We start from the raw sequence: 25,325 nt of genomic DNA, 5'->3' as shown, positions 1-25,325 counted from the left end.
CGGGGCGGCGTGTTCATCGCGTGATTCATGCATTCTCGCGAGGCAGACTGCATGATTGTCTGCACCGTTCCTCCCCAGGCGGCCCACGCGGAACCCCATGAGCCGTTCGCGACCGCGGTTCAGCGTTCCCGGTCGGGATCGTCGGCTGTGAACACGTAGTCGCCGTTCCCGTCGAGTTCCGGCCGGACCCGCCCGTCGGCGAGCGCGGTGAACGCCTCGCGCGACGCATCCCGGAGCGCCGCAGCGGCGCGGGGGTCCGACGCGCGCACGGCCTCGAAGTCGGCGACGAGCAGGAGGCGGCCCTCGGCGCGCCAGTCGGGCTGCGGCATCCGCTCGAGGGCACGCCCGACCCGCGGCGACGCGAGTCGCCAGCGCACCTCGAAGCGGTCGCTGCGGTCGCCTCCCGAGATCGCGTCGCGGAGCTCGCCGTAGAAGTCGGGGTGGTACGCGATGACCTCGGCGCCGAGCCGGACGAGGTTCATGCGGGCGTTGCGGCGGATCAGCGGGTCGTAGGTCCAGCGCACCTCGTCGATGCCGTGGTCGAGGCAGATCGCGCGCTGTCGGAGCTTCAGCGCGACGCCCACCCCGCGCCCCCGCGCCCGCGGGTCGACGGCGTTCATGTGCGAGTGCACGTGCAGGCCGCCCGCCCAGCCGAGGAAGCCGAGCGCGGCCCCGAGCGGCGGATCGCCGGGCGCGGCGAGCTCGCCCGTGGCGTGCGCTCCCCCCGGCTCGGGCACCGCCACGAGCACGGTGTTGCCGGCGTGCGCGATCGCCGTGAGCGACGCGAGGTCGACGGTGCGACCGACGCCCCACGTCGCGTCGAACCTGGCGAGCGCGCCCGCGAGCTCGTCGGGTCGTGCGTCGCGGGTGCGGATGCCGGCACGCCGGTCGGCGTCGTCGGCCAGCTCGTGCGCGCGGGCGAGGGTCGCGGCATCCGTCATGGCATCGGACCCTATCGCGCCAGGCGGTCCTCCATGCCCCAGGACTGGCCGTAGCCGCCCTCCGACTCGGCGCGCGCCATGAGCTCGAGGAACGGCTGCGCGTCGAACGCCTCCGGCCCGAGCACGCCCGTGCCCTGCCAGGCGCCGGACGCGAGCAGCTCGAGCGCGACCACCGGGTTGAGCGCGGTCTGCCAGACGACGCACTGCGCCTCGTACTCGCGCATCGTCCACTCGTTGTCGCTCACGTGGTACAGGTACACCTCGCGCGGGGCGCCGTCGACGCCGGTGCCCGTCACCCAGAGGCCCGCGCACGTCTTGCCGGTCATGCGCGGGCCGATCGTCGCGGGGTCGGGCAGCGCCGCGGCCACGACGTCGCGCGGCGCGACCTCGACGGGGCCGCTCGCGCTGCGGACGCGGATCGGCGTGGTCGAGTCGAGGCCGAGCAGGTTGAGGGTGCGGAGCACGTTGATGAACTCGTCGCCGAGGCCGTACTTGAAGGTCACGCGCTTCGCGTCGACCCATCGCGGCATGAGGAGCACCTCCTCGTGCTCGACGTTCACGCATTCGACCGGGCCGATGCCCTCGGGGAACTCGAACACCTCGGGCTCGCTGAACGGCGGGGTCGTGTACCAGCCACGCTCCTTCTCCCACACCACCGGCGGGTTCAGGCACTCCTCGATGGTGGTCCAGATCGAGAACGACGGGGCGAACATCTCGTTGCCCTCCTCGTCGCGCACGACCAGGTTGGCGCCGTCGCGCGTACCGAGCTCGTCGACCTCGCTGAAGAGGTGGTCGGCGGCATAGCGGGCGAACACGTCGGAGAGCCCGGGCTCGACGCCCATGCCGACGAGCGCGAGGCGGCCGGCCTTCTCCCAGTCGTCGGCCTGCGCGAACTGGTCGTCGCCGAGCTTCACACCGGTCTCGGCGTACGGGTCGGTCGGGTGGGGCTCGGAGAGGCTCATGGCCATGTCGAGGTAGTCGGCGCCGGCGACGAGCGCGCCGCGGAAGATCGACGGCACGAACTTCGGCTCGACCGCGTTCATGACGTGGGTGGCGCCGTGCTCTCGGGCGACGGATGCCACGACCTCGGGGTCGCTCGCATCGATCTGCGCTGTGGCGAACCGCGCCGCGACCGCGTCGCCGTGCCTCGCGGCGATCCAGTCGACCGTGCGCCGGGCGCGGGACTCGTCGTAGTCGCTCACAACGATGAGCTCGAAGAAGTCGCGACGGGCGGCGATCTTGGCGATGGCATCGCCGACGCCCCCCGCACCGATGAGGAGGATTCGCATGCTGGGTACGGTAGCCGCCTGAGACTCAATTGTCCAGTTGGATAATTGGTGGCGTGGAGGAACTTGCGCCTTGACCCCGGCGTGTCGGCAGTCCCCGACCGGCGGGTGCGGGACTCTTCCTCCCGGCTCATGTCAGCACGGGCGGCAGGCCGCGTGCGGCCCGCACGATCGCGGCATCCGCCACCGCACGGGACACTGCCGCGAGCACCGTCGGCCAGTCCTCCAGGATGTGGCGCGCACTCGGCCGTAGCACCGGCACCCCGAACGCGTGCCCGACGAGCGTGCGATCCCGGTCCCGGTAGAACTCGTCCGCGCCGGAGTGATAGCCGCGGCCGTCGATCTCGAAGAGCACGACGCCGTCGATCAGCCCGTCGAAGCGCCCGAACCCCGCGAACCGCACCTGTGGCACGACCGAGAAGCCGGCGGCGGCGATCCGCCGCACGAACAGGCTCTCCACTCCCGATTCGAGGCGTCCCGTGTACTGGTCGACGAGCACGCGGGCGGTCGGAACCCCAGCGAGGACCGCGTCCACCTCGCTGCGCGTCAGCACGCGCTCATGCAATATCGAGTCGACCGCCGCGCGGGCGTGCTCCTCGGGCAGGCACCGCACCGCGCGCGCCAGCGCGGCCTCCGGAGACACGACCCAGTCGTACGCCCGCTTCGGCGCAGGATCGGCGGCCCAGTGCACGCGCGGACGGCCCGACGCGGCCCCCCATGCGCCGCCGGATGACCGGCGATGCGACGGGGTCAGCGGATGCCACACTCCCTCGGCGGAGCCGACGGTCGCCCGAGCGCGGGTGTCGACGTGTCCGGATGAGGGCGGTGCGTGCAGATGCAGCACATCGTCGTCGCCCGCCCAGACGCCGAGCCTGCGCAGCCCCGATACGCACCCGATCGGGGCGCCGACCGCGACGGCCATCAGTTGCTCCCGGTCGGCCGACGGTGTCGCGATCCACCCGTTCCTCGGATGGAACACGGTGCCCTGCTCGACCGCCCGCGCGACCTGGTCCGGGCCGATGCCGTCGGCAGCCAGGGTGCGTTCCCGTGCGACATGGCCGAGCCGGGCGAGTTCGCTGAGGAGTTCGGGCATGCGTGAATGGTGGGATGCCCGCGGATCCCCTGCTGCCGGGGCCGTGGAGTTCCTGGACCCGCCGCATGGTGGGCTGGATGGGGAGGAGGGGTGCAGGGAGGAAGAACCGCCGGGCGGACGGCATGTCGGGACATGACACGCCGGAACGGGCGCGAACCTCCTCCCGCGGCGTCAGCAGAAGCGGCCGACGCCCTCCCATGCGACCGCCGGGCTCGGGACGCCCTCGCGCACCACGGCCGCCTCGATGAGGCCGTAGGGGCGGTCGGCGGCGTAGAAGACCTCATTGGGGTTGTCGAGCCCGAACGGCGAGAGGTCGACGAGGACGTGGTGGTTGTTCGGCATCGAGAACCGGATCTCGGCGATCTCGGCGTGCTCCTCGAGCACGCGTCGCCCCATGTCGAACAGCGTCGCCTGTAGCCCCGCCGAGAACCGCTCGGCGAAGGCCTCGAGGAGCAGCGCGCGCACTCCGGCGTACGCCGCGTCGTAGTCGATGCCCGGCTCGCCGTAGCGCCAGCGCGCCGCGACCTCCGTCGCCAGGATGCGCTCGCGCGTCTCGGCGAGCGTCGTGTACCGGTCCCTCGGGTAGCCCTCGAACCCCGACCCGGTGGTCTTCAGCACCCTGAGGCCGTCGACCCCGGCGATCACGTGCCGCTCGTCGCCGTCGGCGACGACCATCGCGGTGCGCACCTCCCGGCCGGTGCGCACGAACGCGTGGTCGTGCTCGGCGCCGTGCGACATGATCCGCTCCCAGGCGTACCGCTCGGCCGTCCAGCGCCCGCCGGTGACGCACTCGAACGAGCTCGTGAAGTGGTCGGCCAGGCGCAGCAGGAACTCCTCGGTGGAGCCGATCCCGTCGCGTGCGAACGCGAAAATCGTGTTCTTCTGGGTGTCGGTCGGCACCACGTTCGCGTTGTCGCCCTCGAGGTACGACGCGGCGAAGTCCCCGCTGAGTTGCGAGGTGATGTCGAGGTCGTCGATCTCGTGCCGTTCCGTGTCGCGGGTGACCTTCACGACGCGCACCTCGGCTTTGCCGTACCGGTTGGCGCCGAGGACGATGGCGGGCTCGGACATGGTCAACTCCCTCGATAGGTCGAATACGCGAACGGACTGAGCAGGAGCGGCGCGTGCACGTGCCGGCCGTCGTCCGCGACGTGGAACGTGAGCACCACCTCGGGGTAGAAGGCCTCGACGCCGCGCGCCGCGAACCACGAGGCGGTGTCGAAGCGCAGGCGGTAGTCCCCCGCCGGCAGTTCGTCGGCGCCGATCCGCGAGACGCGGCCGTCGGCGTCGGTGACCGCCGTGTCGAGCGACCGCCAGGCGCCGCCGTCGGAGACGAGCAGCTCGACGGCGACCCCCTCGGCCGGGCGCCCGGCGGTCGCGTCGAGCACGTGGGTCGTGATGCGCGAGGTGCTCGAGGTGGTCATGCGAGGAGTCCCTTCAGTCGGAGGACGGCGATCTGGCGGAGCTGGTCGGCGACGACCGGCTCCTCCTCGTCGGCGGTGTGCGCGAGCCGCTCGGTGAGCGCGTCGAGGATGTCGCGCGACGACCGCCCGGCGGCGCGGATGAGGAACACGCGTCCGAACCGCTCCTCGTACGCGCGGTTGCCCGCCGCGAGCGCAGCCGCGACCTCGGCGTCGGCGGGGTCGACGCCCGCCTGCTCGGCACGCGACATGGCCGCTTCGGCACCCGGGCCCACGGGACGTTCGCCGATGCGCGGATGGTGCGCGAGCGCACCCTCGATCTCCGCCGACGTGAACGGCGACGCGGCGACCCCGGCCGCCGCGACCACCTCGTCGACGGAGCCGTAGGGACGCGCGTCGACGAGCTCGGCGCACCACCGGTCGATGTCCAGGCACGGTCGCAGGAGGGCGATCGCCTCGTCGCGACCGGCCCCGTTGAACGCGTCAAGCGACATCGCCCGGACCACCCTCCGATTCTGCCCGTCGGAGGTCCGGCCGCAGGAGCCGCCCCCGCGGCGCGCCGCGGTCCACCGGCTCCCCCGCGAGGTACGTCGCACGGACCACCCCGACGAGCTCGCGCCCGTCGTACGGCGTGACGGGGTGCCGGTGCTCGAGCGCCGCGGCGTCGACCGTGAACGACTCGTCGGGCGCGACGACCGCGAGGTCGGCCGCGCGCCCGACCTCGATCGCCCCCTTCGATCCGAGCCCGACGAGATGTGCGGGCGCGGTCGACATCCAGTCGACGACGCGTTCGAGGCGGATGCCGCGGCGGCGGGCCTCGGTCCACACGAGCGGCAGGCCGAGCTGCAGCGATGCGATCCCGCCCCATGCTTCGGCGAAGTCGCCGTCTCCGGCGAGCTTCAGCGATGCGGGCGCCGGCGAGTGGTCGGAGACGACGAGGTCGATGACGTCCGCCTCGAGCCCGCGCCAGAGCGCGTCGCGGTTCGAGCCCTCGCGGATCGGCGGGCAGCACTTGTAGGCGGTCGCGCCGGGCGGAACGTCCTCGGCGGCGAGCACGAGGTAGTGGGGGCACGTCTCCGCGGTGATCGGCACGCCGTCGCGCTTCGCCCGCGCGATCGGCTCGAGCGCGTCCGCGGCGCTGAGGTGCAGCAGGTGCGCGCGCGCCCCCGTGCGGTGCGCTGCCGCGATCACCGCGGCGATCGCGGCCTGCTCGGCCGCGCGTGGCCGGGAGGCGAGGAAGTCGGCATAGTCGCGGCTGTGCGGGTGCGGCGCGGCGGCGATGCGCGCGGCGTCCTCGGCGTGCACGATGACGAGCGTCCCGGTGCCGGCGAGCATCGCCATCGCGCGCTCCATCTCGTCGGCGTCGACGGGCGGGAACTCCGCGACGCCCGAGTCCGCCAGGAAGCACTTGAACCCGAACACCCCCGCGTCGACGAGCGGCAGCAGGTCGCCGCCGTTGCCGGGCACGATCCCGCCCCAGAACCCGACGTCGACGAACACCCGCCCCAGGGCGGCGGCGCGCTTGGCGGCGAGGGCGCCGACGTCCGTCGTCGGCGGGATGCTGTTCAGCGGCATGTCGACGATGGTCGTGACCCCACCGGCCGCGGCCGCGCGCGTCGCGCTCGCGAATCCCTCCCACTCCGTGCGGCCCGGCTCGTTCACGTGCACGTGCGTGTCGACGAGGCCGGGGATGAGCACCTCGTCGTCGGCGAGCTCGACGCGGTGCACGCCGACGAGCCCGGCGCCCGGGCCCGCGATCTGCGCCACGATCCCGTCGCGCACGCCCACCTCGGCAGCCGCGAACGCCCCGTCGACGAGCACCCGCTCTCCGGCGAGCACGAGGTCGAAGACGTCGGATGCCGCTGCGGCGGACGGTCCGGCGGCGGCCTGCGGCATCCGCTCGCTCACCCCCATCGGCTCGCCGCGCGGCCCGTCGCCGGATCGGTGAGCCGGACCTGGCGGTTCACGTCCTTGTACAGCAGGTAGCGGAACGGCCCCGGCCCGCCCGCGTAGCAGGCCTGCGGGCAGAACGCGCGCAGCCACATGAAGTCGCCCGCCTCGACCTCGACCCAGTCGCCGTTCAGGCGGTACACGCCCTTCCCCTCGAGCACGAACAGCCCGTGCTCCATGACGTGTGTCTCCGCGAACGGGATCGACCCGCCGGGCTGGAACGTGACGATGTTCACGTGCAGGTCGTGGGCGAGGTCGTCGGGGTCGACGAAGCGCGTGGTCGCCCAGGCGCCGTCGGTGCCGGGCATGGGCTCGGGCCGGACCACGGTGTCGCTCGTGACGAACGAGGCCGGTGCCGCGACACCCTCGACGGGCTCGTACGCCTTGCGGATCCAGTGGAAGGACGTGAGCACGTCGCCCTCGTTCATGATCGACCAGGTCGCGCCGGCGGCCACGTAGGCGTACCCGCCCGGGCCGAGCACGTCGCGCCGCCCGTCGACCTCGAGCGTGAGCTCGCCGGACGTGACGAACACGACGCCCTCGACGCCGGGCTCCGCCTCGGGCCGCTCGGCGCCGCCGCCCGGCGCGATCTCGACGATGAGCTGCGCGAAGGTCGTGGCGAACCCGGCGATCGGCCGCGCGAGGATCCAGGAGCGCGTGCGCGTGAACCCGGGGAGGTTGCTCGTGACGATGTCGCGCAGCACGCCCTTCGGGATCACGGTGTACGCCTCGGTCACGATCGCCCGGTCCGTGAGCAGCTCCGATTGGTCCGGCAACCCGCCCGCCGGGGTGTAGTAGCTCGGGGTGTCGCTCATGGGACCTCCTCGTCCGTGGACCGCGCGCTGCGCGGCATCCGCTCAGCCCGTCGTTCGCCTCGGGCTCGCCCAGGCGGCGAGCGCGGCGTCGTCGAGGCCGGTGTCGGCGGCGACCTCGTCCGCCGTGATCGCTCCGCACCGCACGCCGCGGCGCACGAACCCGGCGAGCGCGCGCACGGTCGCGGGTTCGTCGAGCACGGCGCCGCTCGTGCGCTCGTGCGCGTGGCGCAGGCGGGTGGCGACGTCTGGGTAGCCATCGCGGTAGTACGCGTACGTCGCGAGGTACCGGGTGGGCAGCTGCGCGGGGTGCAGGTCCCAGCCCTGGGCGAAGCCGCGTTCGAGGGCGCGGCGCACGAGCCGGGCGTGCAGCCGCCACGCCCCGGGTGCGCGCTCGCCGACGGGCAGCACGTTCGTCGACCCGTCCGAGAGGCGGATGCCGGTGCCCGCGACGGCGACCTGCATGACGAGCTTCGCGTGGTCGGCGGCGGGGTGCTCGAGCGACTGGTCGGGCGCCGCGATGCCGAGCGCGGCGCTGTAGTCGTACGTGCCGTAGTGGAGCCCGGCGATGCGCCCCGGCGCAGCGCGTGCGAGGCGAGCGACGGGCGCGACGCCGTCGGCGCCGAGCACCAGCTGGGGCGTCTCGACCTGCACCTCGAAGCGGAGCCGTCCCTCGGGCAGCCCGTGCGCGCGTTCGAGCGCCGCGACGACCTCGGCCATCGCCTCGACCTGGGCGACCGTGGAGACCTTGGGCAGGGTGAGCGCGAGGCCGTCGGGCAGCCCGCCCCGCTCGACCAGCGTCGTCACGAACAGGTCGAGCGTGCGGATGCCGCGGGCCCTCGTCGCCGCCTCGAATGACTTGAACCGGATGCCGATGAACGGCGGCGCGACGTGGGCGGACGCCGCCGCGACGCGCTCGCCCGCGCGCACCGCGTCCGCGTCCTCCACGTCGTCGCCGCGGTCGCCGTAGCCGTCCTCGAAGTCGAGCCTGAGGTCCTCGATCGGCTCGTGCGCGAGCTTGCGCTCGACGAGCGGCACGACCTCCGCCGCGATCCCGGCCTCGAGCCCGACGTCGATCGCGAGCGCCTCGAGGCCGCCGGCCGCCGCGACGGCATCCAGGGCCTTGCGAGTCCACTGCGCGGGCAGCTCGGGCGTGTACCGGTCGCCCGGTACGTACACGGTGTGCACCGGCTGCCGGGTGCCGTCGTCGCCCGGGTAGGCGGTCGCGAGCAGCCGATCGGTCGGGGCCAGTCGGGCCTCGACCGAAGCGAGCACGTCGGCGGTCAGTGCGGTGGGCACGCTCACTCCAGCAGCTCGTACGCGGGCAGCGTGAGGAAGTCGACGTAGTCGTTGGCGAGGACGAGGTCGGCGACGAGACGCGCGGCGGGTTCGTAGTGCGCGGCGAAGCGGTCGGATGGCACGTCGGCGCGCAGTGCCGCGACCTCCTCGTCCAGCACGGCGCGCACGAGCTCGCGCGTCACCGTCCGGCCGCTGTCGGCGAGGACGACGCCGTGCCGCAGGTGCTGCCACACCTGCGATCGCGAGATCTCGGCCGTCGCGGCGTCCTCCATCAGGCTGTGCAGTGCGACCGCGCCGTTGCCCGCGAGCCATGCGGCCGTGTACGCCACGCCCACGGAGAGGTTCGTGCGCAGCCCCGCCTCGGTGACGGCGCCGCCGGCCGAGGCGACGTCGAGCAGCTCGGCGGCCGACACCTCGACCTCGGGTCGCTGCCGGTCGAGCTGGTTGGGCCGGTCGCCGAGCACGCCGTCGAACACCTCGCGGCACACGGGCACGAGGTCGGGGTGCGCGACCCACGACCCGTCGAACCCGTCCGCCGCCTCACGCGTCTTGTCGGCGCGCACCTTCTCGAACGCCGTCGCGGTCGCCTCGGGGTCGGCGCGGTTCGGCACGAAGGCCGCCATGCCGCCCATCGCGACCGCGCCCCGGCGGTGGCAGGTCTTCACGAGCAGTTCGGTGTACGCGCGCATGAACGGCGCCGTCATCGCCACCGAGGCGCGGTCCGGCACGACGAACTCGGGGCCCGCGTCGCGGAACACCTTGATGATGCTGAACAGGTAGTCCCACCGGCCGGCGTTGAGGCCGGAGGCATGCTCGCGCAGCTCGAACAGGATCTCGTCCATCTCGAACGCCGCGGGGATGGTCTCGATCAGCACGGTCGCGCGGATGGTGCCCTGCGGGATGGCGAGCCGCTCCTGCGCGAACACGAACACGTCGTTCCAGAGCCGTGCCTCGAGGTGGCTCTCGAGCTTCGGCAGGTAGTAGTACGGCCCGTCGCCGTTGTCGATGAGCAGCTGCGCGGTGTGGAAGAAGTGCAGGCCGAAGTCGACGAGCGAACCCGAGGCGCGCTCGCCGTCGATGAGCACGTGCTTCTCGGGCAGGTGCCAGCCGCGCGGGCGGGTGACGACGGTGGGGCGACGGAGGTCGTCGCGCAGCGCGTACTCCTTGCCCTCCGCCGAGGTCCACGCGAGCGTGCCGCGCGCGGCGTCCCGGAGGTTCAGGACGCTCCCGATGACGTTCGCCCAGGTCGGGCTCGACGCATCCTCGAGGTCGGCGAGCCAGACCCGGGCGCCCGAGTTCACCGCGTTGATCGCCATCTTCGCGGGCGACGCCGGACCGGTGATCTCGACGCGTCGGTCGGCGAGCGCCGCGGGCGGAGGCGGGACGCGCCAGTCGCCCGCACGCACCTCGGCGGTCTCGGCGAGGAAGTCGAGCGGTTCGCCGGCCGCGATCCGCTCGCGTCGGGCGCGGCGCACGGCCAGCAGCTCGCGTCGCCTCGCGTCGAACCCGTGGTGCAGTGCCTCGACGAACGCGAGGGCGTCGTCGGTGAGGATCTCGGAGCTGCCCGCGACCTCGGCGGCGCGGGCGATCTCGACGGTCATGCGTCTGCCGCTCCCTCCCGGGCTTCTGCGGGGCCGCGCTCCGCACGCTCAGCCTCATCTTGGCAGATACCCCCGCGGCGCAACCGGACCACCGGCCATGACCCCGGCGTAGACTCGCGGCAGGGGGTGCGGATGCAGCACATCGTCGTGACCGTCAACGGAATCGAGCACTCGGACGGCCAGGTGGCCGCGCACACGACCACGCTCGACTGGCTTCGCGCGAGGGGCCTCACGGGTGCGAAGGAGGGCTGCGCCGAGGGCGAGTGCGGCGCCTGCTCGGTGCTCGTCGCCGTCCCGGCCGACGACGGCGGCACCACCTGGACGGCGGTCAACGCGTGCCTGCTCCCCGTCGCCGGGCTCGACGGGCAGGAGGTCGTGACCGCCGAGGGGCTCGGCACGCCCGACGCCCCGCATCCGGTGCAGGCCGCGCTCGCCGCCGGCGGCGGCTCGCAGTGCGGCTACTGCACGCCCGGGTTCGCGTGCAGCATGGCCGCCGAGTTCTACCGGCTCGGTCGCGCGGGCGGCACGACGACGGATGCCGCGGCATCCGCTCGCCCGGAGCACCCCGACCACGACCACGGCCCGAACGGCTTCGACCTGCACGCGCTCGCCGGCAACCTGTGCCGCTGCACCGGGTACCGGCCGATCCGCGACGCGGCGTACTCGCTCGGCGCGCCCGACGACGCCGACCCGCTCGCCGCGCGTCGCGCACACCCGGCACCGCCCGCCCGCGCGACCGACGTCGAGCACGACGGCGAGCGGTTCGTGCGCCCCGGCGGCCTCGACGAGGCGCTGCGGATGCTGCGCGACGAGCCCGACGCGACCGTCGTCGCCGGGTCGACCGACTGGGGCGTCGAGGTGAACCTGCGCGGCCGGCGCACGCCGCTCACGGTCGCGATCGAGCACCTGCCCGAACTGCGCGAGGTGCGCGTCGACGACTCCGCGATCGAGGTCGGCGCGGCGCTCAGCCTGAGCGAGGCGGAGCGCCGGCTCGACGGCCGCGTGCCCCTGCTCGACGCGCTGTTCCCGCAGTTCGCGTCGCCGCTCATCCGCAACCGCGCGACCATCGGCGGCAACCTCGGCACGGCGTCCCCCATCGGCGACGCCGCGCCCGCGCTGCTGGCCCTCGAGGCGCGACTGCTGCTGGTCTCGGCCGACGGCGAGCGCGAGGTCGACCTCGCCGAGTACTTCACCGGATATCGGCAGACGGTCCGGCGGCCGGACGAGCTCATCCGCGCCATCCGGATCCCGCTGCCCCTCGCGAACCTCGCCGCGTTCCACAAGGTCGCCAAGCGCCGGTACGACGACATCTCGAGCGTCGCGGTCGGCTTCGCGATCGACCTCGGCGACGACGGCACGGTCGCGGCGGCCCGCATCGGGCTCGGCGGCGTCGCTGCCACGCCGATCCGTGCGCGTGCGACCGAGGCGGCCCTGACCGGACGCCGATGGGACCTCGAGACCGTCCGGGACGCGGCATCCGTGCTCGGCGACGAGGGCACGCCGATGTCGGACCATCGGGCGAGCGCCGAGTACCGCGCGCTCATGCTGAACCGCGCGCTGCTCAAGCTGTACCGCAGCACCGCCCGTGAGGAGGTGCACGCATGAGCGAGCTCGCCGCACGCCCCGACGGTGCGGTCGTCGGCAAGCGGATGCCGCACGAGAGCGCCGCGCAGCACGCGACCGGCGTCGCCACGTACACCGACGATGTCGCGGCGCGCCGCGGCGGGGTGCTCACCGCGTGGCCCGTGCAGTCCGAGCATGCGCACGCGCGGGTCCGGCTCGACGTCGCGCCCGCGCTCGAGGTGCCCGGCGTCGTCCACGTCCTGACGGCCGACGACGTGCCGGGCGTCAACGACGCGGGCACGAAGCACGACGAGCCGCTGTTCCCCGACGCGGCCAGGTACCACGGGCACGCGCTCGCGTGGGTGCTCGGCGAGACCGCCGAAGCCGCGCGTCGCGGCGCAGCCTCGGTCCATGTCGAGTACGAGCCCCTGCCGTCGATCGTGACGATCGCCGAGGCGGTCGAGGCCGGCTCGTACCAGGGTTTCGCGCCGACCGTGCGGCGCGGCGACGCGGCATCCGCCCTGGCGAACGCACCGCACGTGTTCGAGGGCGAGAGCTTCGTCGGCGGGCAGGAGCACTTCTACCTCGAGACGCACGCGTCGCTCGCGCACGTCGACTCCGAGGGGCAGGTGTTCGTCGACTCGAGCACGCAGCACCCGTCGGAGACGCAGGAGATCGTCGCGCACGTGCTCGGCGTGCCGTCGAACCGCGTCACGGTGCAGGTGCTGCGGCTCGGCGGCGGGTTCGGCGGCAAGGAGATGCAGCCGCACGGGCTCGCGGCGGTCGCCGCGCTCGGCGCTGCGCGCACCGGCCGCCCGGTTCGACTGCGCCTCACCCGCACGCAGGACCTCACGATGACCGGCAAGCGCCACCCGTACCACGCGACCTGGCGCGCCGGGTTCGACGACGACGGGCGCATCCTCGCGCTCGAGGCGACGCTCACGGCCGACGGCGGCTGGAGCCTCGACCTGTCGGAGCCGGTCCTGGGCCGCGCGCTGTGCCACGTCGACAACGCGTACTGGATCCCGGACATCGCGGTGCACGGGCGCATCGCGAAGACCAACAAGACGTCGCAGACGGCGTTCCGCGGATTCGGCGGGCCGCAGGGCATGTTCGTGATCGAGGACATCCTCGGCCGCGTCGCCCCCGCGCTCGGCATCGACCCGGTGGCGCTGCGCGAGCGCAACCTCTACCGGCCCGGCCAGACCACGCCCTACGGCCAGGAGGTCCGCCACGCCGAGCGCCTGCAGCAGATCTGGGATCGCGTGCGCACCGAGAGTTCGTTCGACGAGCGCCGCGCGTCGATCGCCGAGTTCAACGCCGGCAGCCCGGACATCAAGCGGGCGCTCGCGATCACGCCCGTGAAGTTCGGCATCTCGTTCACGTTCACCGCCTACAACCAGGCCGGCGCGCTCGTGCACGTCTACAAGGACGGCTCGGTGCTCGTGAACCACGGCGGCACCGAGCTCGGGCAGGGGCTGCACACCAAGATGCTGCAGGTCGCCGCGACCGCGCTCGGCGTGCCGCTCGAGACCGTGCGGCTCGCGCCGACGCGCACCGACAAGGTGCCCAACACGTCCGCGACCGCTGCGTCGTCGGGCGCCGACCTCAACGGCGGCGCCGTGAAGCACGCGTGCGAGCAGATCCGCGACCGCCTGGCGGAGGTCGCCGCGGCGCACCTCGGCGGCGGGGCCGGCGACATCCGCTTCGCCGACGGCCTCGTCGTGTCATCCGTCACCGACCGGGCGATGGCCTTCGCCGAACTCGTGGAGACCGCGTACCACGAGCGCGTGCAGCTCTGGGCGGCCGGCTTCTACCGCACCGAGGGCCTCGGATGGGACCCGGCGACGATGCAGGGCACGCCGTTCAAGTACTTCGCGTACGGTGCCGCGGCGTCCGAGGTCGAGGTCGACGGGTTCACGGGCGCTACGCGCCTCCGCCGGGTCGACATCGTCCACGATGTCGGCGACTCGCTCTCGCCGCTCGTCGACCTCGGGCAGGTCGAGGGCGGATTCATGCAGGGCGCAGGATGGCTCATGCTCGAGGAGCTGCGCTGGGACGAGACCGACGGGCCCGGCCGCGGGCGCCTGCTCACGCAGTCGGCGAGCACCTACAAGCTGCCGAGCTTCTCGGAGCTGCCCGACGAGCTCAACGTGCACTTCCTCGAGCGCGCCGCCGACGACGGCGTGGTGTACGGCGGCAAGGCGGTCGGGGAACCGCCGCTCATGCTCGCGTTCAGCGTGCGCGAGGCGATCCGCGAGGCCGTCGCCGCGTTCGGGCCGACCGGGCACGTCGTGGAGCTCGCGTCGCCCGCGACGCCCGAGGCGACGTTCTGGGCGATCGAGGCGGCGCGTTCCGCGAGCGAGTCCGGCGACGCCGCCGAGCCGACCGATGCCGCGGCATCCGCCCCCGACCGGTCCCGCGCCCCCGTCGGATCCGAGCACTGAGCGGAGGACGCATGGACTGGGTCGACGCCCTGCAGCTGCTCCGCCAGACGCGGACGCCCGCCGTACTCGTCACCCTCGCCGCCGTGCGCGGGCACGCGCCGCGGAACGGCGGCGCGAAGATGGTCGTCTCCTCCGACACCCTGTTCGGCAGCGTCGGCGGCGGCAACCTCGAGGAGACCGCTGTCGACCGTGCCCGGAGCATGCTCGACGCGGGCGCCGCCGAGCCCGAGCTGCTCACGCTCACCCTGAGCGACAAGGCGGTCGTCGACTACGGCGTGCAGTGCTGCGGAGGGGAGGTCACGATGCTGCTGGAACCCGTGCCGGTCGTGCCCGCGGTCGCGATCTTCGGCATCGGGCACGTCGGGCTCGAGCTCGCGCGCGTCCTCGCGCGGCACCCCGTCCGGCTCGACCTGGTCGACTCGCGTGCGGCGATGCTCGCACCCGCGCGCGTCGGCGAGCCGGGGCGCTCCGGCCCGTTCGCCGACGCGGTCGCCGAGGTGCGCCTGCGTCACCTGCCCGTGCCCGAGGCCGCGTTCGCCGAACTGCCCGCCGGCGCGCACGTGCTCGTGATGACCCACGACCACGCCGAGGACCTCGCGATCTGCGACATGGCGCTGCGCACCGGCGGTCTCGGTTCGATCGGGCTCATCGGCTCGCGGTCGAAGTGGGCGAGGTTGCGCGCGCGACTCGCCGAGGCCGGACATGACGACACGGCGCTCGCGCGCATCACGACGCCGATCGGCATCGACGGCATCCGCTCGAAGGAACCCGCAGCGATCGCCGTCAGCGTGGCCGCGCGGGTGCTGCAGCTCGTCGAGGCGGCCGCAGTCAGCCGGCCGACACGGTCTCGCGGGAGCGGGGTCGCGCCGGCGGGGTGACGTGCGCCTCGGCGCGCAGCCGGTTGTGCTCGGCGATCTTCGCCGCCCGGTCGAGGCGCTCGCGTTCGAGCCGCCGGGCGAACAGCACCCAGACCAGCAGGGCGACGCCGGCGCCGATGAGCACGCCGCCGATCGTGTCGGTGATCCAGTGCACGCCGAGGTAGGTGCGGCTCACGGCCATGAGGGCGGTGTAGATCGCGCCCGCGATCCACACCCAGAGCTTCGGAACGATGATGCCGATCGTCACGGCGATGGTCGCGGCGTTGGCCACGTGCCCGGACGGGAACGAGCCGAAGTCCGACGCCACGAGCATGTCCTCAGGCCGGGCGCGGCCGAACAGGTTCTTCAGCAGCTGCACGACGCCGGCGCTCGCGGCCGACGCGACGACGAAGAACAACGCCGCCCACGGCCGTCGCACCACGAGCAGGATCACCGCGACCGCGATGGGCACGAGGAAGACGCCGACGATGCCGCCGCCCAGGGCGTCCATGCCGAACGCGAAGATGTCGCCGATGCCGCCGCGCAGCTCGAAGACGTCCTCCGCCCACTCCTCGTCGATCTCGAACATGCCGTCGGCGCGCAGCATGAGGATCACCCCGAGCAGCGCCGCGATGATGAGCGAGGCGATGCCGACCGCGAACGGCACGAACCGGCCGACGTACTCGGTGCGTTCCTCGCGTGCCTCGGGCCGCAGGTCGTCGGCGCGCGCCGCCGCCTTGCCGTCGACCCGAGTCGCCGCCTGGGCACGCGGCCCGTGCGCGCCGTGAGGCTCGCCCGCAGCGGCATGCTGCGCGTCGTCGGTGTGCTCGTCGGTTCCGGCCGGTGCGGTCATGCTCCCACGCTAGTCGGCGAGCCGGGAAGGCCCTGAGAAGCGGATGCCGCGTGGCTCGGGCTCGACGCGTGGCGGTTGCGCGTGGTACCAGCGCCCGGTCAGGGCACGGTGAGAGCCCCGGGGCTCGGTCACAGCTCGCGGAGGTAGAAGAGCATGCGATAGTCCTCACCGGGCTCGATGTTCACGAACCCGTGCCGCTCGTAGAACCGCCGCGTGTCGACGTCGACCTCGTCGACGTTGATGTGCATCTCGATCGCCCCGCGCTCGCGCACCTCGGCCAGCGCCGCCGTGAGCAGGCGGGTGCCGATGCCGCGGTCGCGCAGCTCCGGGCGGACGTAGAGCTCCTCGAGCTGCGCGAGCGGGCCGTCGCCGTACGGGGTCGGGCGCAGCGTCAGGTAGGCGAAGCCGACCGGCTCCGACGCCACGGCCAGCAGCACGATGACGTCGTCGCGGCGAAGCAGGTCGTCGAAGCGCCGCGCGAACTCCTCGGCGGAGGGCGTCGGCGTCTCGAACTCGGTGTTGAAGTCGAACAGCAGGCGGCCGGTCGCCGCGGCATCCGTCACCGTCGCTCGACGGATCTCGGGCCCGTCGGACGTCCCCATCGCGTGCTCCATCCCTCGCCTGCCCGGTTGCGTCCGAGCGTATCCGGGCGGCATCGCCAGGGCGAGGGCCGACCTGCCGGCTCGGCCGCCGGGTCAGTCGGAGAGCGCGGGCACCGTCGACGGTCGCACGAGCAGCCACACCGAGGACACCGCGACCACCGCGGCGCCGCCCATGACGATCGCCATCGGCACCGCCGTTCCGACGCCCATGATGCCCGCGAGCGGCGAGAGCGCGCCGGCAAGGCCGAAGTTGAGTGCCCCGAGCAGCGACGCCGCGGTGCCCGCCTCGGCACCGTGGTTGGCGAGTGCGAGCACCTGCACGGCCGGGAACGTGAACCCGCACGCGGCGATGTAGATCCACAGCGGGATGGCGGTGCCCCAGAATCCCGCGCCCGAGCTGTCGAGCACGACGATCGCGATCGCCATCGCGAGGTGCACGAGCGTCGTGCCGGCGATGATGTACTGCGGCGGGATCGGTCCGCGGATGAGCCGCGAGGACACCTGCACGCCGATGACGACGCCGATCGAGTTGACCGCGAAGAGGATGCCGTACTCCTGCGGCGTGAAGCCGTAGACCTGCTGGAAGAGGAACGACGACGTCGACAGGTAGGCGAAGAGGCCGGTGAACGTCATGCCGCCGACGAGCGCCGCGCCGAGGTAGACGCGGTCGCGGAACAGCGCGCGGTAGCGCTCGCGCATCGAGGAGTGGCCCGCGACGTGGCGGCGCGACTCGGGCAGCGTCTCGACGATGAGGAACACGACGGCCAGCATGACGACGAGCCCGTAGGCGCCGAGCACCCAGAAGAGCCCGCGCCAGTCCATGACCTGGAGCAGCTGCGAGCCGACGACGGGCGCGATGACGGGCGCAAGCCCGACCACGAGCGCCAGGCGGGAGAGCATGCGCACGAGCGGCTTGCCGCCGAACAGGTCGCGCACCATCGCCATCGCGACGACGCCGCCCGCGGCCGCGCCGAAGCCCTGCAGCAGGCGGAACGCGGTGAGCCACGCGATGTCGGGTGCGAGGGCCGCCGCGACGGATGCCGCGATGTGCACGATCGTCGAGAGGATGAGCGGCAGGCGGCGCCCGACCTTGTCGCTCCATGGGCCGACGACGAGCTGGCCGAGGCCGAAGCCGATCATGGTGCCGGTGAGCGTGATCTGGATCGCCGCGGCGTTCACGCCGAGCTCGGACTCGAGCGCGGGGAACGCGGGGAGGTAGAGGTCGATCGTGAACGGGCCGAGCGCGGTGAGCGCGCCGAGCACGACCACGTAGACGAGGCGCTGGCGACGGCTGAGGAGGTCGCCGGGGTGGCGCCCGACGCTGGGCTCGAGGTCGTCGGGCCGGATGATGGGGATGGAGGCGGTGGACATAGGCGGTTCCCGTGGCGTGCTCGAGTGCGGTCGTGCGGAGGGCTGGTGCGTGGCGCACGCCGTCGGGCGCCTGGCGAACGAAGACGGCGCCCGCAGGCGCCGTTCGGAATCGCGGCCGGTCGGACACCGGCTCGAATCGATTCGACTCGGGCCAGTCTAGCGGCGCGAGCGGGGTTTCGCGCAAGTGCGAACTTTTCCGGCGCTACTCGACCACCGGGTGCGCGGCGGCGAGCGGATCGGCGAGGAGCGACGCGAACGCCGCCTCGGCCGCCCCGATCATGAGGCGGTCCTCGCCGAGCGCCGCGACGACGAGGTCCACGTCCTCGGCGGCGGCCGGCATCGCCTGCGCGGCCACGGCCGCGCGCAGCGCGTCGGGGTCCTGCTCGGCGAGCGTCGCGAGGAACCCGCCCAGGATCACGAGCGACGGGTTCAGCACGTTCACCGCGTTGGCGAGTGCGGTGGCGAGGATGCGGCGCTGCCGGTCGACCTCCTCCGCGACGGCGACGCCGGCCGCGGCATCCGCTTCGATGGCGTCTCGGATGGCGGCGGCGAGCGTCGGCTCGTCGGCGCTTCGCAGGCCCACCGCCTCGAGCAGTCGCGTGCGGCTCACCTCGTCCTCGAGCACCCCGCCGTCGGCACGGCGGTCGACGGATGCCGCGATGCCCGGACGGTTCTGCCCGAACTCCCCCGCGTAGCCGCTCGCCCCGCCCACCGGCCGGCCGTGGACGATGAGCCCGCCGCCGATGCCACTGGCGCCGCCGTTGACGTAGACGAGGTCGTCGACGCCCCGACCGGCGCCGAACAGGTGCTCGGCGATCGCGCCGAGGCTCGCGTCGTTGCCGATCGCGGCCGGAAGCCCCGTCGCCTCCTCGACGAACGCGCGCAGGGGCACCTCGCGCCACTCCAGGTGCGGCGCGAACCGGACGAGCCCGTCGGAACCACGGACGAGGCCCGGCACGGCGAGGCCGACGCCGACGAAGCGGGCGTGCGCGAGTTCGGCCCCGCGCCATCCGTCGATGGTGTCGGCGACCAGTCGGGCCACCTCGTGGGGCGGAGCCAGGTGGTCGACGTCGATGCGCCGGCGCGCGGCGATGCGGCCGCCGAGGCCGACCGCGGCGATCGTCACGGCGTCGACCTCGGGATTCACCGCGATGGCCGTGACGCGCTCGTCGGCGGCGACCACGGGCGACGGGCGTCCGACGCGGTTGGTGGGGTCGGGCGCGCGCTCCTCGACGAGGCCGAGCTCGTTGAGCTCTCCGGCGAGCGCCGCGATGGTGGACCGGTTGAGGCCCGTCAACGCGGTGAGCCGAGCACGCGAGAGCGGCCCTTCGAGGTGCACGAGGCCGAGCACGCGCGCGAGGTTGCGGCGGTGGACGCCGTCGAAACTTCCGGTCCGGTCTGGCACGGCATCCACTCTAGGGACGCATCCGAGCCGTCGGGAGGCACCGCGCCGAATATGTTGTGCTTGACCGCAAAACGACGGCGGCGTATATTCGAGGCGTCCAGATCACTTTCGACGTTGAGGTCGAAACTTTCGAGAGGTTCAATGATGAACAGACGCAGCACCATGCGGCTCGTCACGCTCACCGCGGCCACCGGCCTCGCCCTCGCCTCCCTCACCGCGTGCAGCACCGGCGACGGCGGCGACGAGGGCGGCGACGGCGAGGTCACCCTCACCTGGTGGCACAACGGCACCACCGGACCACTCCCCGAGGTGTGGGAGGAGGTGGCCCAGGAGTTCGAGGCGGAGCACCCCGGCATCAACGTCGAGCAGACCGGCTACCAGAACGAGGAGCTGCAGCGCACCCTCATCCCGAACGCGCTGGCAGCTGGCGACCCGCCGGACCTCTTCCAGGTCTGGCCGGGCGGCGAGCTCCGCGACCAGGTCGAGAACGGCTACCTCATGCCGCTCGACGACGAGATCCCCGACACCATCGAGAGCGTCGGCGCCACCATCAACCCGTGGCAGGTCGACGGCAAGACGTACGGCGTCCCCTTCACCTTCGGCATCGAGGGCTTCTGGTACAACACCGAGCTGTTCGAGCAGGCCGGTATCGACGCCCCGCCGGAGACGCTCGACGAGCTGGTCGACGCCGTCGAGCAGCTGAAGGACGAGGGCATCACGCCCATCGCCGTCGGCGCGGGCGACAAGTGGCCGGCCGCCCATTGGTGGTACCAGTTCGCGCTCCACTCCTGCTCGCCCGAGGCGCTCCAGGCCGGCGAGGCCGAGAGCGACTTCAGCGACGACTGCTGGGTCGAGGCCGGCGAGCAGCTCGAGGACTTCCTCGCGATCGAGCCGTTCCAGGAGGGCTTCCTCGGCACCCCCGCCCAGCAGGGCGCGGGCAGCTCGGCCGGTCTCATCGCCAACGGCCAGGCGGCGATGGAGCTCATGGGCCACTGGAACGCCGGCGTGATCGGCGGGCTGACCCCCGACCAGCAGGTGCCCGAGTTCCTCGGCTGGTTCCCCTTCCCGGGCATCCCGGATGCCGCGGGCGACCCGACCGCGGCACTCGGCGGCGGCGACGGCTACGGCTGCTCGGCCGAGGCGCCCCCGGAGTGCGCCGAGCTGCTCGAGTACATCATGAGCGAAGAGGTCCAGGCGAAGTTCGCCGCCAGCGGCTCGGGCATCCCGACCGTACCCGCGGCGACCGAGTCCATCGAGGACGAGAACCTCAAGGCCGTCGCGGAGGGCCTCGCGAACGCCTCGTTCGTGCAGCTCTGGTTCGACACGGCCTTCGGCACCACCGTCGGCAACGCCATGAACGAGGGCATCACGAACCTCTTCGGCGGAGCCGGCACCCCCGAGGAGATCGTCACCAAGATGGAGGATGCTGCGGCGACGCAGTAGCACCATGACCGCAGTACTGAACCCGGCCGGGCCCGCGACCTCCGCGGGCCCGGCCCCCGCCCCGGGCGGCCGCCCCCGACGCCCCCGCTCCGCGCGCCAGCGGATCGAGATCGCCGTCCTGGTCGGCCCGGCCCTGTTCCTCTTCCTCGGCTTCGTGATCCTGCCGGTGATCCTCGCCGCCGTGTACAGCCTCTACAACCTGCCTCCCGCGTTCCGCTGGGAGCACCTGGCCGACCCGGAGCGATTCATCGGCCTCGCCAACTACGAGCGCGCGTTCGGCAGCCCCGAGTTCGTCCGCGCGATCGGCAACAACTTCCTCATCCTCGTCTTCTCGCTCGCCATCCAGGGCCCGCTCGCCATCGCGATCGCGCTCCTGCTCAACCGCCCGATGCGCGGACGCGCGGCGCTGCGCCTGCTCATCTTCGTCCCGTACGTGCTCGCCGAGGTCATCGCCGGCCTCTCCTGGAAGCTGCTGCTGCAGCCGACGGGCGGCGTCAATGCGGCGTTGGAGGCGATCGGACTCGGCGAACTGCAGCGCAACTGGCTGGCCGACCCCGACATCGCCCTGTGGACGCTGTTCCTCATCCTCACGTGGAAGTACCTCGGCTTCGCGATCATCCTGATGCTCGCCGGCCTGCAGGGCGTGCCCGAGGAGCTCGCCGAGGCCGCCGCGATCGATGGCGCGAGCTGGTGGCAGATCCAGCGTCACATCACGATCCCGCTGCTCGGGCCCACCATCCGGATCTGGGCGTTCCTGTCGATGATCGGCGCGCTGCAGCTGTTCGACATGGTCTGGGTCACCGTCGCGCCGACCGTGCGCAGCATGTCGACCGAGACCATGGCGACGTACATGGTGCAGCAGGGCCAGTTCGCCGGCCAGCCGGGCTACGGCAGCGCCATCGCCGTCATCCTCTTCTTCATCTCCCTGTTCGTGGCGCTCGTCTACCAGCGCTTCGCCCTCCGCCGCGACCTCGCCGGCGCCATCACCCGAGGAGTGCGCTGACATGAGCGCGACCACCGCCATCACCACCGGCCGGGCGCCGGACGACCTGCCGCCCCGGCGGCCCGCGCGGCGCGGCATCGACTGGAGCCAGCCCGTCGTCTACCTCGTCGCGCTCGTCGTCGCGGCCATCGCCATCGGGCCGGTCATGTACGTCTTCATCGGCGGCTTCCGCACGACCGCCGACCTCAATGCGGACCCCGCGGGCCTGCCCGACCCGTGGACCCTGCAGAACTGGGTCACGGTGCTCGGCGCGCCGCGCTTCTGGGGCAACGTGTTCGCGAGCGTCGTGCTCGCCGCCGGCACCACCCTCGGGGTCGTCATCGTCGGCATCATGGCCGCGTTCGTGATCGCCCGCTACGACTTCCGCGGCCGCGAGGGCCTCTACACGTTGTTCGCGGCCGGCCTCATGTTCCCGCTCACGGTCGCCGCGCTCCCGCTCACGCTGCTGCTTCGCACGCTCGGCCTGCACGGCACGTACCTCGGCGTGATCATCCCGTCGATCGCGTTCGCGCTGCCGACGACGATCATCATCCTCGTGCCGTTCCTGCGAGCGATCCCCGACGAGCTCGAGGAGGCCGCGTCGATCGACGGCGCCTCCCGGCTGGGCTTCTTCTGGCGCATCCTGCTGCCCCTGTCGATGCCCGGCCTCGTGACGGTCGGCGTGCTCGCGTTCGTCGGCAGCTGGAACGGCTACCTGCTGCCCCTGCTCGTGATCAGCACGGGCACCCTGCCGCAGGAACTGTGGCCGCTGCCGCTCGGGGTCACGCAGTTCTCGACGCAGTACTCGCAGGACACCGCCGCCGTGCTCGCCTACACGTCGCTCGCGATGATCCCCGCGCTCGTGTTCTTCCTCGCCGCCGAGCGACGCATCGTCGGCGGCCTGCAGGGGGCGGTGAAGGGATGACGCAGCACGACACGACGGCCGGTGGCATCCGCTCGCCGCGAACCACCGCGGTGACGGATGCCGCGTGGCGCGACCCCGCGCGCCCGCTCGACGAGCGCGTGGGCGCGCTCATCGCCGAGATGACCCTCGACGAGAAGCTCGCGCAGCTCTACGGCGTCTGGGTGGGCGCCTCCGACGACGGGCACGCCGACGTCGCCCCGCACCAGCACGACCTGAACGACGACGTCGACCTCGACGCCATCCTGCCCGCCGGGCTCGGCCAGGTCACGCGTCCGTTCGGCACGGCCCCGGTCGACGCGGCGGCCGGCGCGCTCTCGCTCGTGCGCATGCAGGAGCGCATCGCCGCCGCGAACCGGTTCGGCATCCCGGCGGTCGCGCACGAGGAGTGCCTCGCCGGCTTCGCCGCGTGGGGCGCGACCGCGTACCCGGTGCCGCTGTCGTGGGGCGCGACGTTCGATCCGGCCCTCGTGGAGCGGATGGCGCGGCGCATCGGCGCCGACATGCGCTCGGTCGGCGTCCACCAGGGGCTCGCTCCCGTGCTCGACGTCGTGCGCGACGCGCGCTGGGGCCGCGTCGAGGAGACCATCGGCGAGGACCCGTACCTCGTCGCCACGGTCGGCACCGCCTACGTGCGCGGGCTCGAGTCGTCCGGCATCGTCGCGACGCTGAAGCACTTCGTCGGCTACTCGGCCTCGAAGGCCGGACGCAACCTGGCGCCCGTGTCGATCGGGCGGCGCGAGCTCGCCGACGTGCTGCTGCCGCCGTTCGAGATGGCCGTGCGCGAGGGCGGCGCGCGCAGCGTCATGAACTCGTACTCCGACCTCGACGGCGTGCCGTCGGCGGGCGACCGATGGTTGCTCACCGAGCTGCTGCGCGACACGTGGGGCTTCGACGGCACGGTCGTCGCCGACTACTTCGCGGTGGCGTTCCTGAAGCTGCTGCACGGCGTCGCCGACACGTGGGCGGATGCCGCGGGCACGGCCCTCGAGGCCGGCATCGACATCGAGCTGCCGACCGTGAAGGCGTTCGGCGAGCCGCTGCACGCGGCGGTCACGGCGGGCGTGGTCGACGTCGCGCTCGTCGACACCGCCCTGCGCCGGGTACTGCGGCAGAAGGCGGAACTCGGGCTGCTCGATGCCGGCTGGTCGCCGGTGCCGCCCGCGCTGCGTGGCGTCGAGGCCCCTGATGCCGCGTCGGTCCGGGGCGCGATCGACCTCGACCCGCCCGCCAACCGGGAGCTCGCACGCGAGCTCGCCGAGCGCGCGGTCGTGCTCGTGCGCAACGACGGCGCGCTGCCGCTCGCCGCGACCGGTGCCGACGCGCCGTCCGTCATCGCCGTCATCGGCCCCAACGCCGACGACCCGTACGCCATGCTCGGCTGCTACTCGTTCCCGACCCACGTCGTGACGCAGCATCCGGGCGTCGAGATGGGCATCGAGATCCCCACGCTGCTCGACGCGATCCGGGCGGAGTTCCCCGGCAGCGACATCCGTCACGCCCTCGGCACCTCGGTCGACGGCGGCGAGACCGACGGGCTCGCGGATGCCGCGGCACTCGCCGCGACGGCGGACGTCGTCGTGCTCGCGCTCGGCGACCGGGCCGGCCTCTTCGGCCGCGGCACGAGCGGCGAGGGGTGCGACGCGGAGTCGCTCGACCTGCCCGGCGCGCAGCAGCGGCTCGTCGACGCGGTGCTCGACACGGGCACGCCGACGGTGCTCGCCCTGCTCGCCGGGAGGCCGTACGCGCTCGGGCGGGCGACCTCCGAAGCGGCGGGCATCGTCGAGGCGTTCTTCACGGGCGAGGAGGGCGCGGGCGCGATCGCCGGCGTGCTGAGCGGACGCGTGAACCCCAGCGGCCGGCTGCCCGTGTCGATCCCGGCGACGCCGGGATCGCAGCCGACCACGTACCTCGCCGCGCCGCTCGCGCGTGCGAGCGACGTCTCGAACGTCGACCCGACGGCGGCGTACCCGTTCGGCCACGGACTCGGCTACACGACGTTCGAGTGGGAGACGTTCGCGGGCGACGAGGATGCGATCGCGACCGACGGCGCGGTGAGCGTGCGACTGCGCGTGCGCAACAGCGGTTCGCGCACCGGCACCGAGGTCGTGCAGCTCTACCTCCACGACCCGGTCGCATCGGTCGTGCGGCCCGTGCAGCGGCTCGTCGGGTTCGCCCGGGTCGACCTCGAGCCCGGCGCCGCCGCCGACGTGTGGTTCACGGTTCCGGCCGACCTCGCCTCGTTCACGTCCCGTTCGGGCGAACGCATCGTCGAACCGGGCGACCTCGTCCTGAGCGTCGGCCGTTCGAGCGGCGAGCTCGTGCACGCGCACACCGTCCGCCTCGAAGGGCCGGTGCGGGTCGTCGACCACCTGCGCCGCCTGCACCCGCTCATCGATGTCGACCTCGCCCCCGTGGAGGCCCCCACGACCGGCTGAGCGCCGCGACGGTTCGGCGGATGGCGCCCCTGCACGCTG

Annotated in this window: 21 protein-coding genes; 7 read left to right on the top strand and 14 right to left on the bottom strand. The window is 73.1% G+C overall.

The window, feature by feature from the left end:
- Positions 1 to 119: 119 nt before the first annotated feature.
- The 10 genes from ACULK4_RS05105 to aceB all read right to left on the bottom strand — a co-directional run bounded on the left by ACULK4_RS05105 (position 120) and on the right by aceB (position 10,403).
- On the bottom strand, positions 120 to 941 hold the full coding sequence (locus tag ACULK4_RS05105) for a hypothetical protein (protein ID WP_445965734.1): 822 nt from the start codon (positions 939 to 941) through the stop codon (positions 120 to 122).
- Between the two features lie 11 nt (positions 942 to 952).
- Positions 953 to 2,230: a saccharopine dehydrogenase family protein gene (locus ACULK4_RS05100; RefSeq protein ID WP_445965735.1), complete on the bottom strand. Its 1,278-nt coding sequence runs from the start codon at positions 2,228 to 2,230 to the stop codon at positions 953 to 955.
- Between the two features lie 127 nt (positions 2,231 to 2,357).
- A complete protein-coding gene (locus ACULK4_RS05095) occupies positions 2,358 to 3,320 on the bottom strand; it encodes a putative endonuclease domain-containing protein (protein WP_445965736.1) in 963 nt (320 codons plus the stop codon).
- Positions 3,321 to 3,491: 171 nt separating this feature from the next.
- Positions 3,492 to 4,391 (bottom strand): factor-independent urate hydroxylase, encoded by a 900-nt coding sequence (gene pucL / locus ACULK4_RS05090; RefSeq protein ID WP_445965737.1) that lies wholly within the window; start codon positions 4,389 to 4,391, stop codon positions 3,492 to 3,494.
- A gap of 2 nt (positions 4,392 to 4,393) precedes the next feature.
- Positions 4,394 to 4,744, bottom strand: coding sequence for a hydroxyisourate hydrolase (gene uraH / locus ACULK4_RS05085; protein ID WP_445965738.1), 351 nt, complete (start codon positions 4,742 to 4,744; stop codon positions 4,394 to 4,396).
- Positions 4,741 to 5,235: a 2-oxo-4-hydroxy-4-carboxy-5-ureidoimidazoline decarboxylase gene (gene uraD / locus ACULK4_RS05080; RefSeq protein WP_445965936.1), complete on the bottom strand. Its 495-nt coding sequence runs from the start codon at positions 5,233 to 5,235 to the stop codon at positions 4,741 to 4,743. Before uraD ends, uraH begins: the two co-directional genes overlap by 4 nt.
- Positions 5,225 to 6,637, bottom strand: a complete 1,413-nt coding sequence (gene allB / locus ACULK4_RS05075) for an allantoinase AllB (RefSeq protein ID WP_445965937.1) — start codon at positions 6,635 to 6,637, stop codon at positions 5,225 to 5,227. Before allB ends, uraD begins: the two co-directional genes overlap by 11 nt.
- An 8-nt stretch (positions 6,638 to 6,645) precedes the next feature.
- Complete coding sequence (locus tag ACULK4_RS05070; protein WP_445965739.1) at positions 6,646 to 7,506, bottom strand: bifunctional allantoicase/(S)-ureidoglycine aminohydrolase; 861 nt, start codon at positions 7,504 to 7,506, stop codon at positions 6,646 to 6,648.
- Between the two features lie 42 nt (positions 7,507 to 7,548).
- The gene (locus ACULK4_RS05065) at positions 7,549 to 8,808 is read right to left on the bottom strand and encodes a DUF6986 family protein (protein ID WP_501043357.1); all 1,260 of its coding nucleotides are present in this window, start codon (positions 8,806 to 8,808) and stop codon (positions 7,549 to 7,551) included.
- Positions 8,805 to 10,403: a malate synthase A gene (gene aceB, locus ACULK4_RS05060; RefSeq protein ID WP_445965740.1), complete on the bottom strand. Its 1,599-nt coding sequence runs from the start codon at positions 10,401 to 10,403 to the stop codon at positions 8,805 to 8,807. The genes ACULK4_RS05065 and aceB overlap by 4 nt, the downstream gene beginning before the upstream one ends.
- A gap of 132 nt (positions 10,404 to 10,535) precedes the next feature.
- On the opposite strand from aceB, the gene ACULK4_RS05055 reads away from it, so the two are divergent.
- From ACULK4_RS05055 to xdhC, 3 genes are read left to right on the top strand one after another with little or no spacing between them, the layout of a single operon-like run.
- Complete coding sequence (locus tag ACULK4_RS05055; RefSeq protein WP_445965741.1) at positions 10,536 to 12,008, top strand: xanthine dehydrogenase small subunit; 1,473 nt, start codon at positions 10,536 to 10,538, stop codon at positions 12,006 to 12,008.
- Positions 12,005 to 14,413, top strand: a complete 2,409-nt coding sequence (xdhB, locus tag ACULK4_RS05050; protein ID WP_445965742.1) for a xanthine dehydrogenase molybdopterin binding subunit — start codon at positions 12,005 to 12,007, stop codon at positions 14,411 to 14,413. Before ACULK4_RS05055 ends, xdhB begins: the two co-directional genes overlap by 4 nt.
- A gap of 11 nt (positions 14,414 to 14,424) precedes the next feature.
- Entirely contained in the window at positions 14,425 to 15,291 is an 867-nt protein-coding gene (xdhC, locus tag ACULK4_RS05045; RefSeq protein WP_445965743.1) for a xanthine dehydrogenase accessory protein XdhC, read from the top strand.
- On the opposite strand, the gene ACULK4_RS05040 is transcribed toward xdhC, so the two are convergent.
- The 4 genes from ACULK4_RS05040 to ACULK4_RS05025 form a co-directional block, all read right to left on the bottom strand.
- On the bottom strand, positions 15,242 to 16,123 hold the full coding sequence (locus ACULK4_RS05040; protein WP_445965744.1) for a phosphatase PAP2 family protein: 882 nt from the start codon (positions 16,121 to 16,123) through the stop codon (positions 15,242 to 15,244). The two genes, xdhC and ACULK4_RS05040, sit on opposite strands and share 50 nt — an antisense overlap.
- A 128-nt stretch (positions 16,124 to 16,251) precedes the next feature.
- Positions 16,252 to 16,725: a GNAT family N-acetyltransferase gene (locus ACULK4_RS05035; RefSeq protein ID WP_445965745.1), complete on the bottom strand. Its 474-nt coding sequence runs from the start codon at positions 16,723 to 16,725 to the stop codon at positions 16,252 to 16,254.
- A gap of 93 nt (positions 16,726 to 16,818) precedes the next feature.
- Positions 16,819 to 18,096 (bottom strand): multidrug effflux MFS transporter, encoded by a 1,278-nt coding sequence (locus ACULK4_RS05030; RefSeq protein ID WP_445965746.1) that lies wholly within the window; start codon positions 18,094 to 18,096, stop codon positions 16,819 to 16,821.
- A gap of 202 nt (positions 18,097 to 18,298) precedes the next feature.
- The gene (locus tag ACULK4_RS05025; protein WP_445965747.1) at positions 18,299 to 19,510 is read right to left on the bottom strand and encodes an ROK family transcriptional regulator; all 1,212 of its coding nucleotides are present in this window, start codon (positions 19,508 to 19,510) and stop codon (positions 18,299 to 18,301) included.
- Positions 19,511 to 19,645: 135 nt separating this feature from the next.
- Between ACULK4_RS05025 and ACULK4_RS05020 the strand changes: the two genes are divergently transcribed.
- The 4 genes from ACULK4_RS05020 to ACULK4_RS05005 are packed head-to-tail and all read left to right on the top strand — an operon-like array spanning position 19,646 to position 25,286.
- Positions 19,646 to 20,944 (top strand): ABC transporter substrate-binding protein, encoded by a 1,299-nt coding sequence (locus ACULK4_RS05020; protein WP_445965748.1) that lies wholly within the window; start codon positions 19,646 to 19,648, stop codon positions 20,942 to 20,944.
- A gap of 4 nt (positions 20,945 to 20,948) precedes the next feature.
- Positions 20,949 to 21,947 carry a carbohydrate ABC transporter permease gene (locus ACULK4_RS05015; RefSeq protein ID WP_445965749.1) on the top strand — a complete coding sequence of 333 codons (999 nt, stop codon included), beginning with the start codon at positions 20,949 to 20,951 and terminating at the stop codon, positions 21,945 to 21,947.
- Position 21,948: 1 nt separating this feature from the next.
- The gene (locus tag ACULK4_RS05010; RefSeq protein ID WP_445965750.1) at positions 21,949 to 22,851 is read left to right on the top strand and encodes a carbohydrate ABC transporter permease; all 903 of its coding nucleotides are present in this window, start codon (positions 21,949 to 21,951) and stop codon (positions 22,849 to 22,851) included.
- Positions 22,848 to 25,286, top strand: a complete 2,439-nt coding sequence (locus tag ACULK4_RS05005; RefSeq protein WP_445965751.1) for a beta-xylosidase/alpha-l-arabinosidase — start codon at positions 22,848 to 22,850, stop codon at positions 25,284 to 25,286. Before ACULK4_RS05010 ends, ACULK4_RS05005 begins: the two co-directional genes overlap by 4 nt.
- The last annotated feature ends 39 nt before the right edge of the window (positions 25,287 to 25,325 follow it).

This window comes from Agromyces selenitireducens, assembly GCF_052748465.2.
This window is presented reverse-complemented; position numbering and strand designations above follow the sequence as displayed.

What these genes read in the sequence shown, in the direction of transcription:
- ACULK4_RS05105 (WP_445965734.1), bottom strand. Translation starts at nt 941, where the DNA reads ATGACGGATGCCGCGACCCTCGCCCGCGCGCACGAGCTGGCCGACGAC.
- ACULK4_RS05100 (WP_445965735.1), bottom strand. Translation starts at nt 2,230, where the DNA reads ATGCGAATCCTCCTCATCGGTGCGGGGGGCGTCGGCGATGCCATCGCC.
- ACULK4_RS05095 (WP_445965736.1), bottom strand. Translation starts at nt 3,320, where the DNA reads ATGCCCGAACTCCTCAGCGAACTCGCCCGGCTCGGCCATGTCGCACGG.
- pucL (WP_445965737.1), bottom strand. Translation starts at nt 4,391, where the DNA reads ATGTCCGAGCCCGCCATCGTCCTCGGCGCCAACCGGTACGGCAAAGCC.
- uraH (WP_445965738.1), bottom strand. Translation starts at nt 4,744, where the DNA reads ATGACCACCTCGAGCACCTCGCGCATCACGACCCACGTGCTCGACGCG.
- uraD (WP_445965936.1), bottom strand. Translation starts at nt 5,235, where the DNA reads ATGTCGCTTGACGCGTTCAACGGGGCCGGTCGCGACGAGGCGATCGCC.
- allB (WP_445965937.1), bottom strand. Translation starts at nt 6,637, where the DNA reads ATGCCGCAGGCCGCCGCCGGACCGTCCGCCGCAGCGGCATCCGACGTC.
- ACULK4_RS05070 (WP_445965739.1), bottom strand. Translation starts at nt 7,506, where the DNA reads ATGAGCGACACCCCGAGCTACTACACCCCGGCGGGCGGGTTGCCGGAC.
- aceB (WP_445965740.1), bottom strand. Translation starts at nt 10,403, where the DNA reads ATGACCGTCGAGATCGCCCGCGCCGCCGAGGTCGCGGGCAGCTCCGAG.
- ACULK4_RS05055 (WP_445965741.1), top strand. Translation starts at nt 10,536, where the DNA reads ATGCAGCACATCGTCGTGACCGTCAACGGAATCGAGCACTCGGACGGC.
- xdhB (WP_445965742.1), top strand. Translation starts at nt 12,005, where the DNA reads ATGAGCGAGCTCGCCGCACGCCCCGACGGTGCGGTCGTCGGCAAGCGG.
- xdhC (WP_445965743.1), top strand. Translation starts at nt 14,425, where the DNA reads ATGGACTGGGTCGACGCCCTGCAGCTGCTCCGCCAGACGCGGACGCCC.
- ACULK4_RS05040 (WP_445965744.1), bottom strand. Translation starts at nt 16,123, where the DNA reads ATGACCGCACCGGCCGGAACCGACGAGCACACCGACGACGCGCAGCAT.
- ACULK4_RS05035 (WP_445965745.1), bottom strand. Translation starts at nt 16,725, where the DNA reads ATGGGGACGTCCGACGGGCCCGAGATCCGTCGAGCGACGGTGACGGAT.
- ACULK4_RS05030 (WP_445965746.1), bottom strand. Translation starts at nt 18,096, where the DNA reads ATGTCCACCGCCTCCATCCCCATCATCCGGCCCGACGACCTCGAGCCC.
- ACULK4_RS05020 (WP_445965748.1), top strand. Translation starts at nt 19,646, where the DNA reads ATGAACAGACGCAGCACCATGCGGCTCGTCACGCTCACCGCGGCCACC.
- ACULK4_RS05015 (WP_445965749.1), top strand. Translation starts at nt 20,949, where the DNA reads ATGACCGCAGTACTGAACCCGGCCGGGCCCGCGACCTCCGCGGGCCCG.
- ACULK4_RS05010 (WP_445965750.1), top strand. Translation starts at nt 21,949, where the DNA reads ATGAGCGCGACCACCGCCATCACCACCGGCCGGGCGCCGGACGACCTG.
- ACULK4_RS05005 (WP_445965751.1), top strand. Translation starts at nt 22,848, where the DNA reads ATGACGCAGCACGACACGACGGCCGGTGGCATCCGCTCGCCGCGAACC.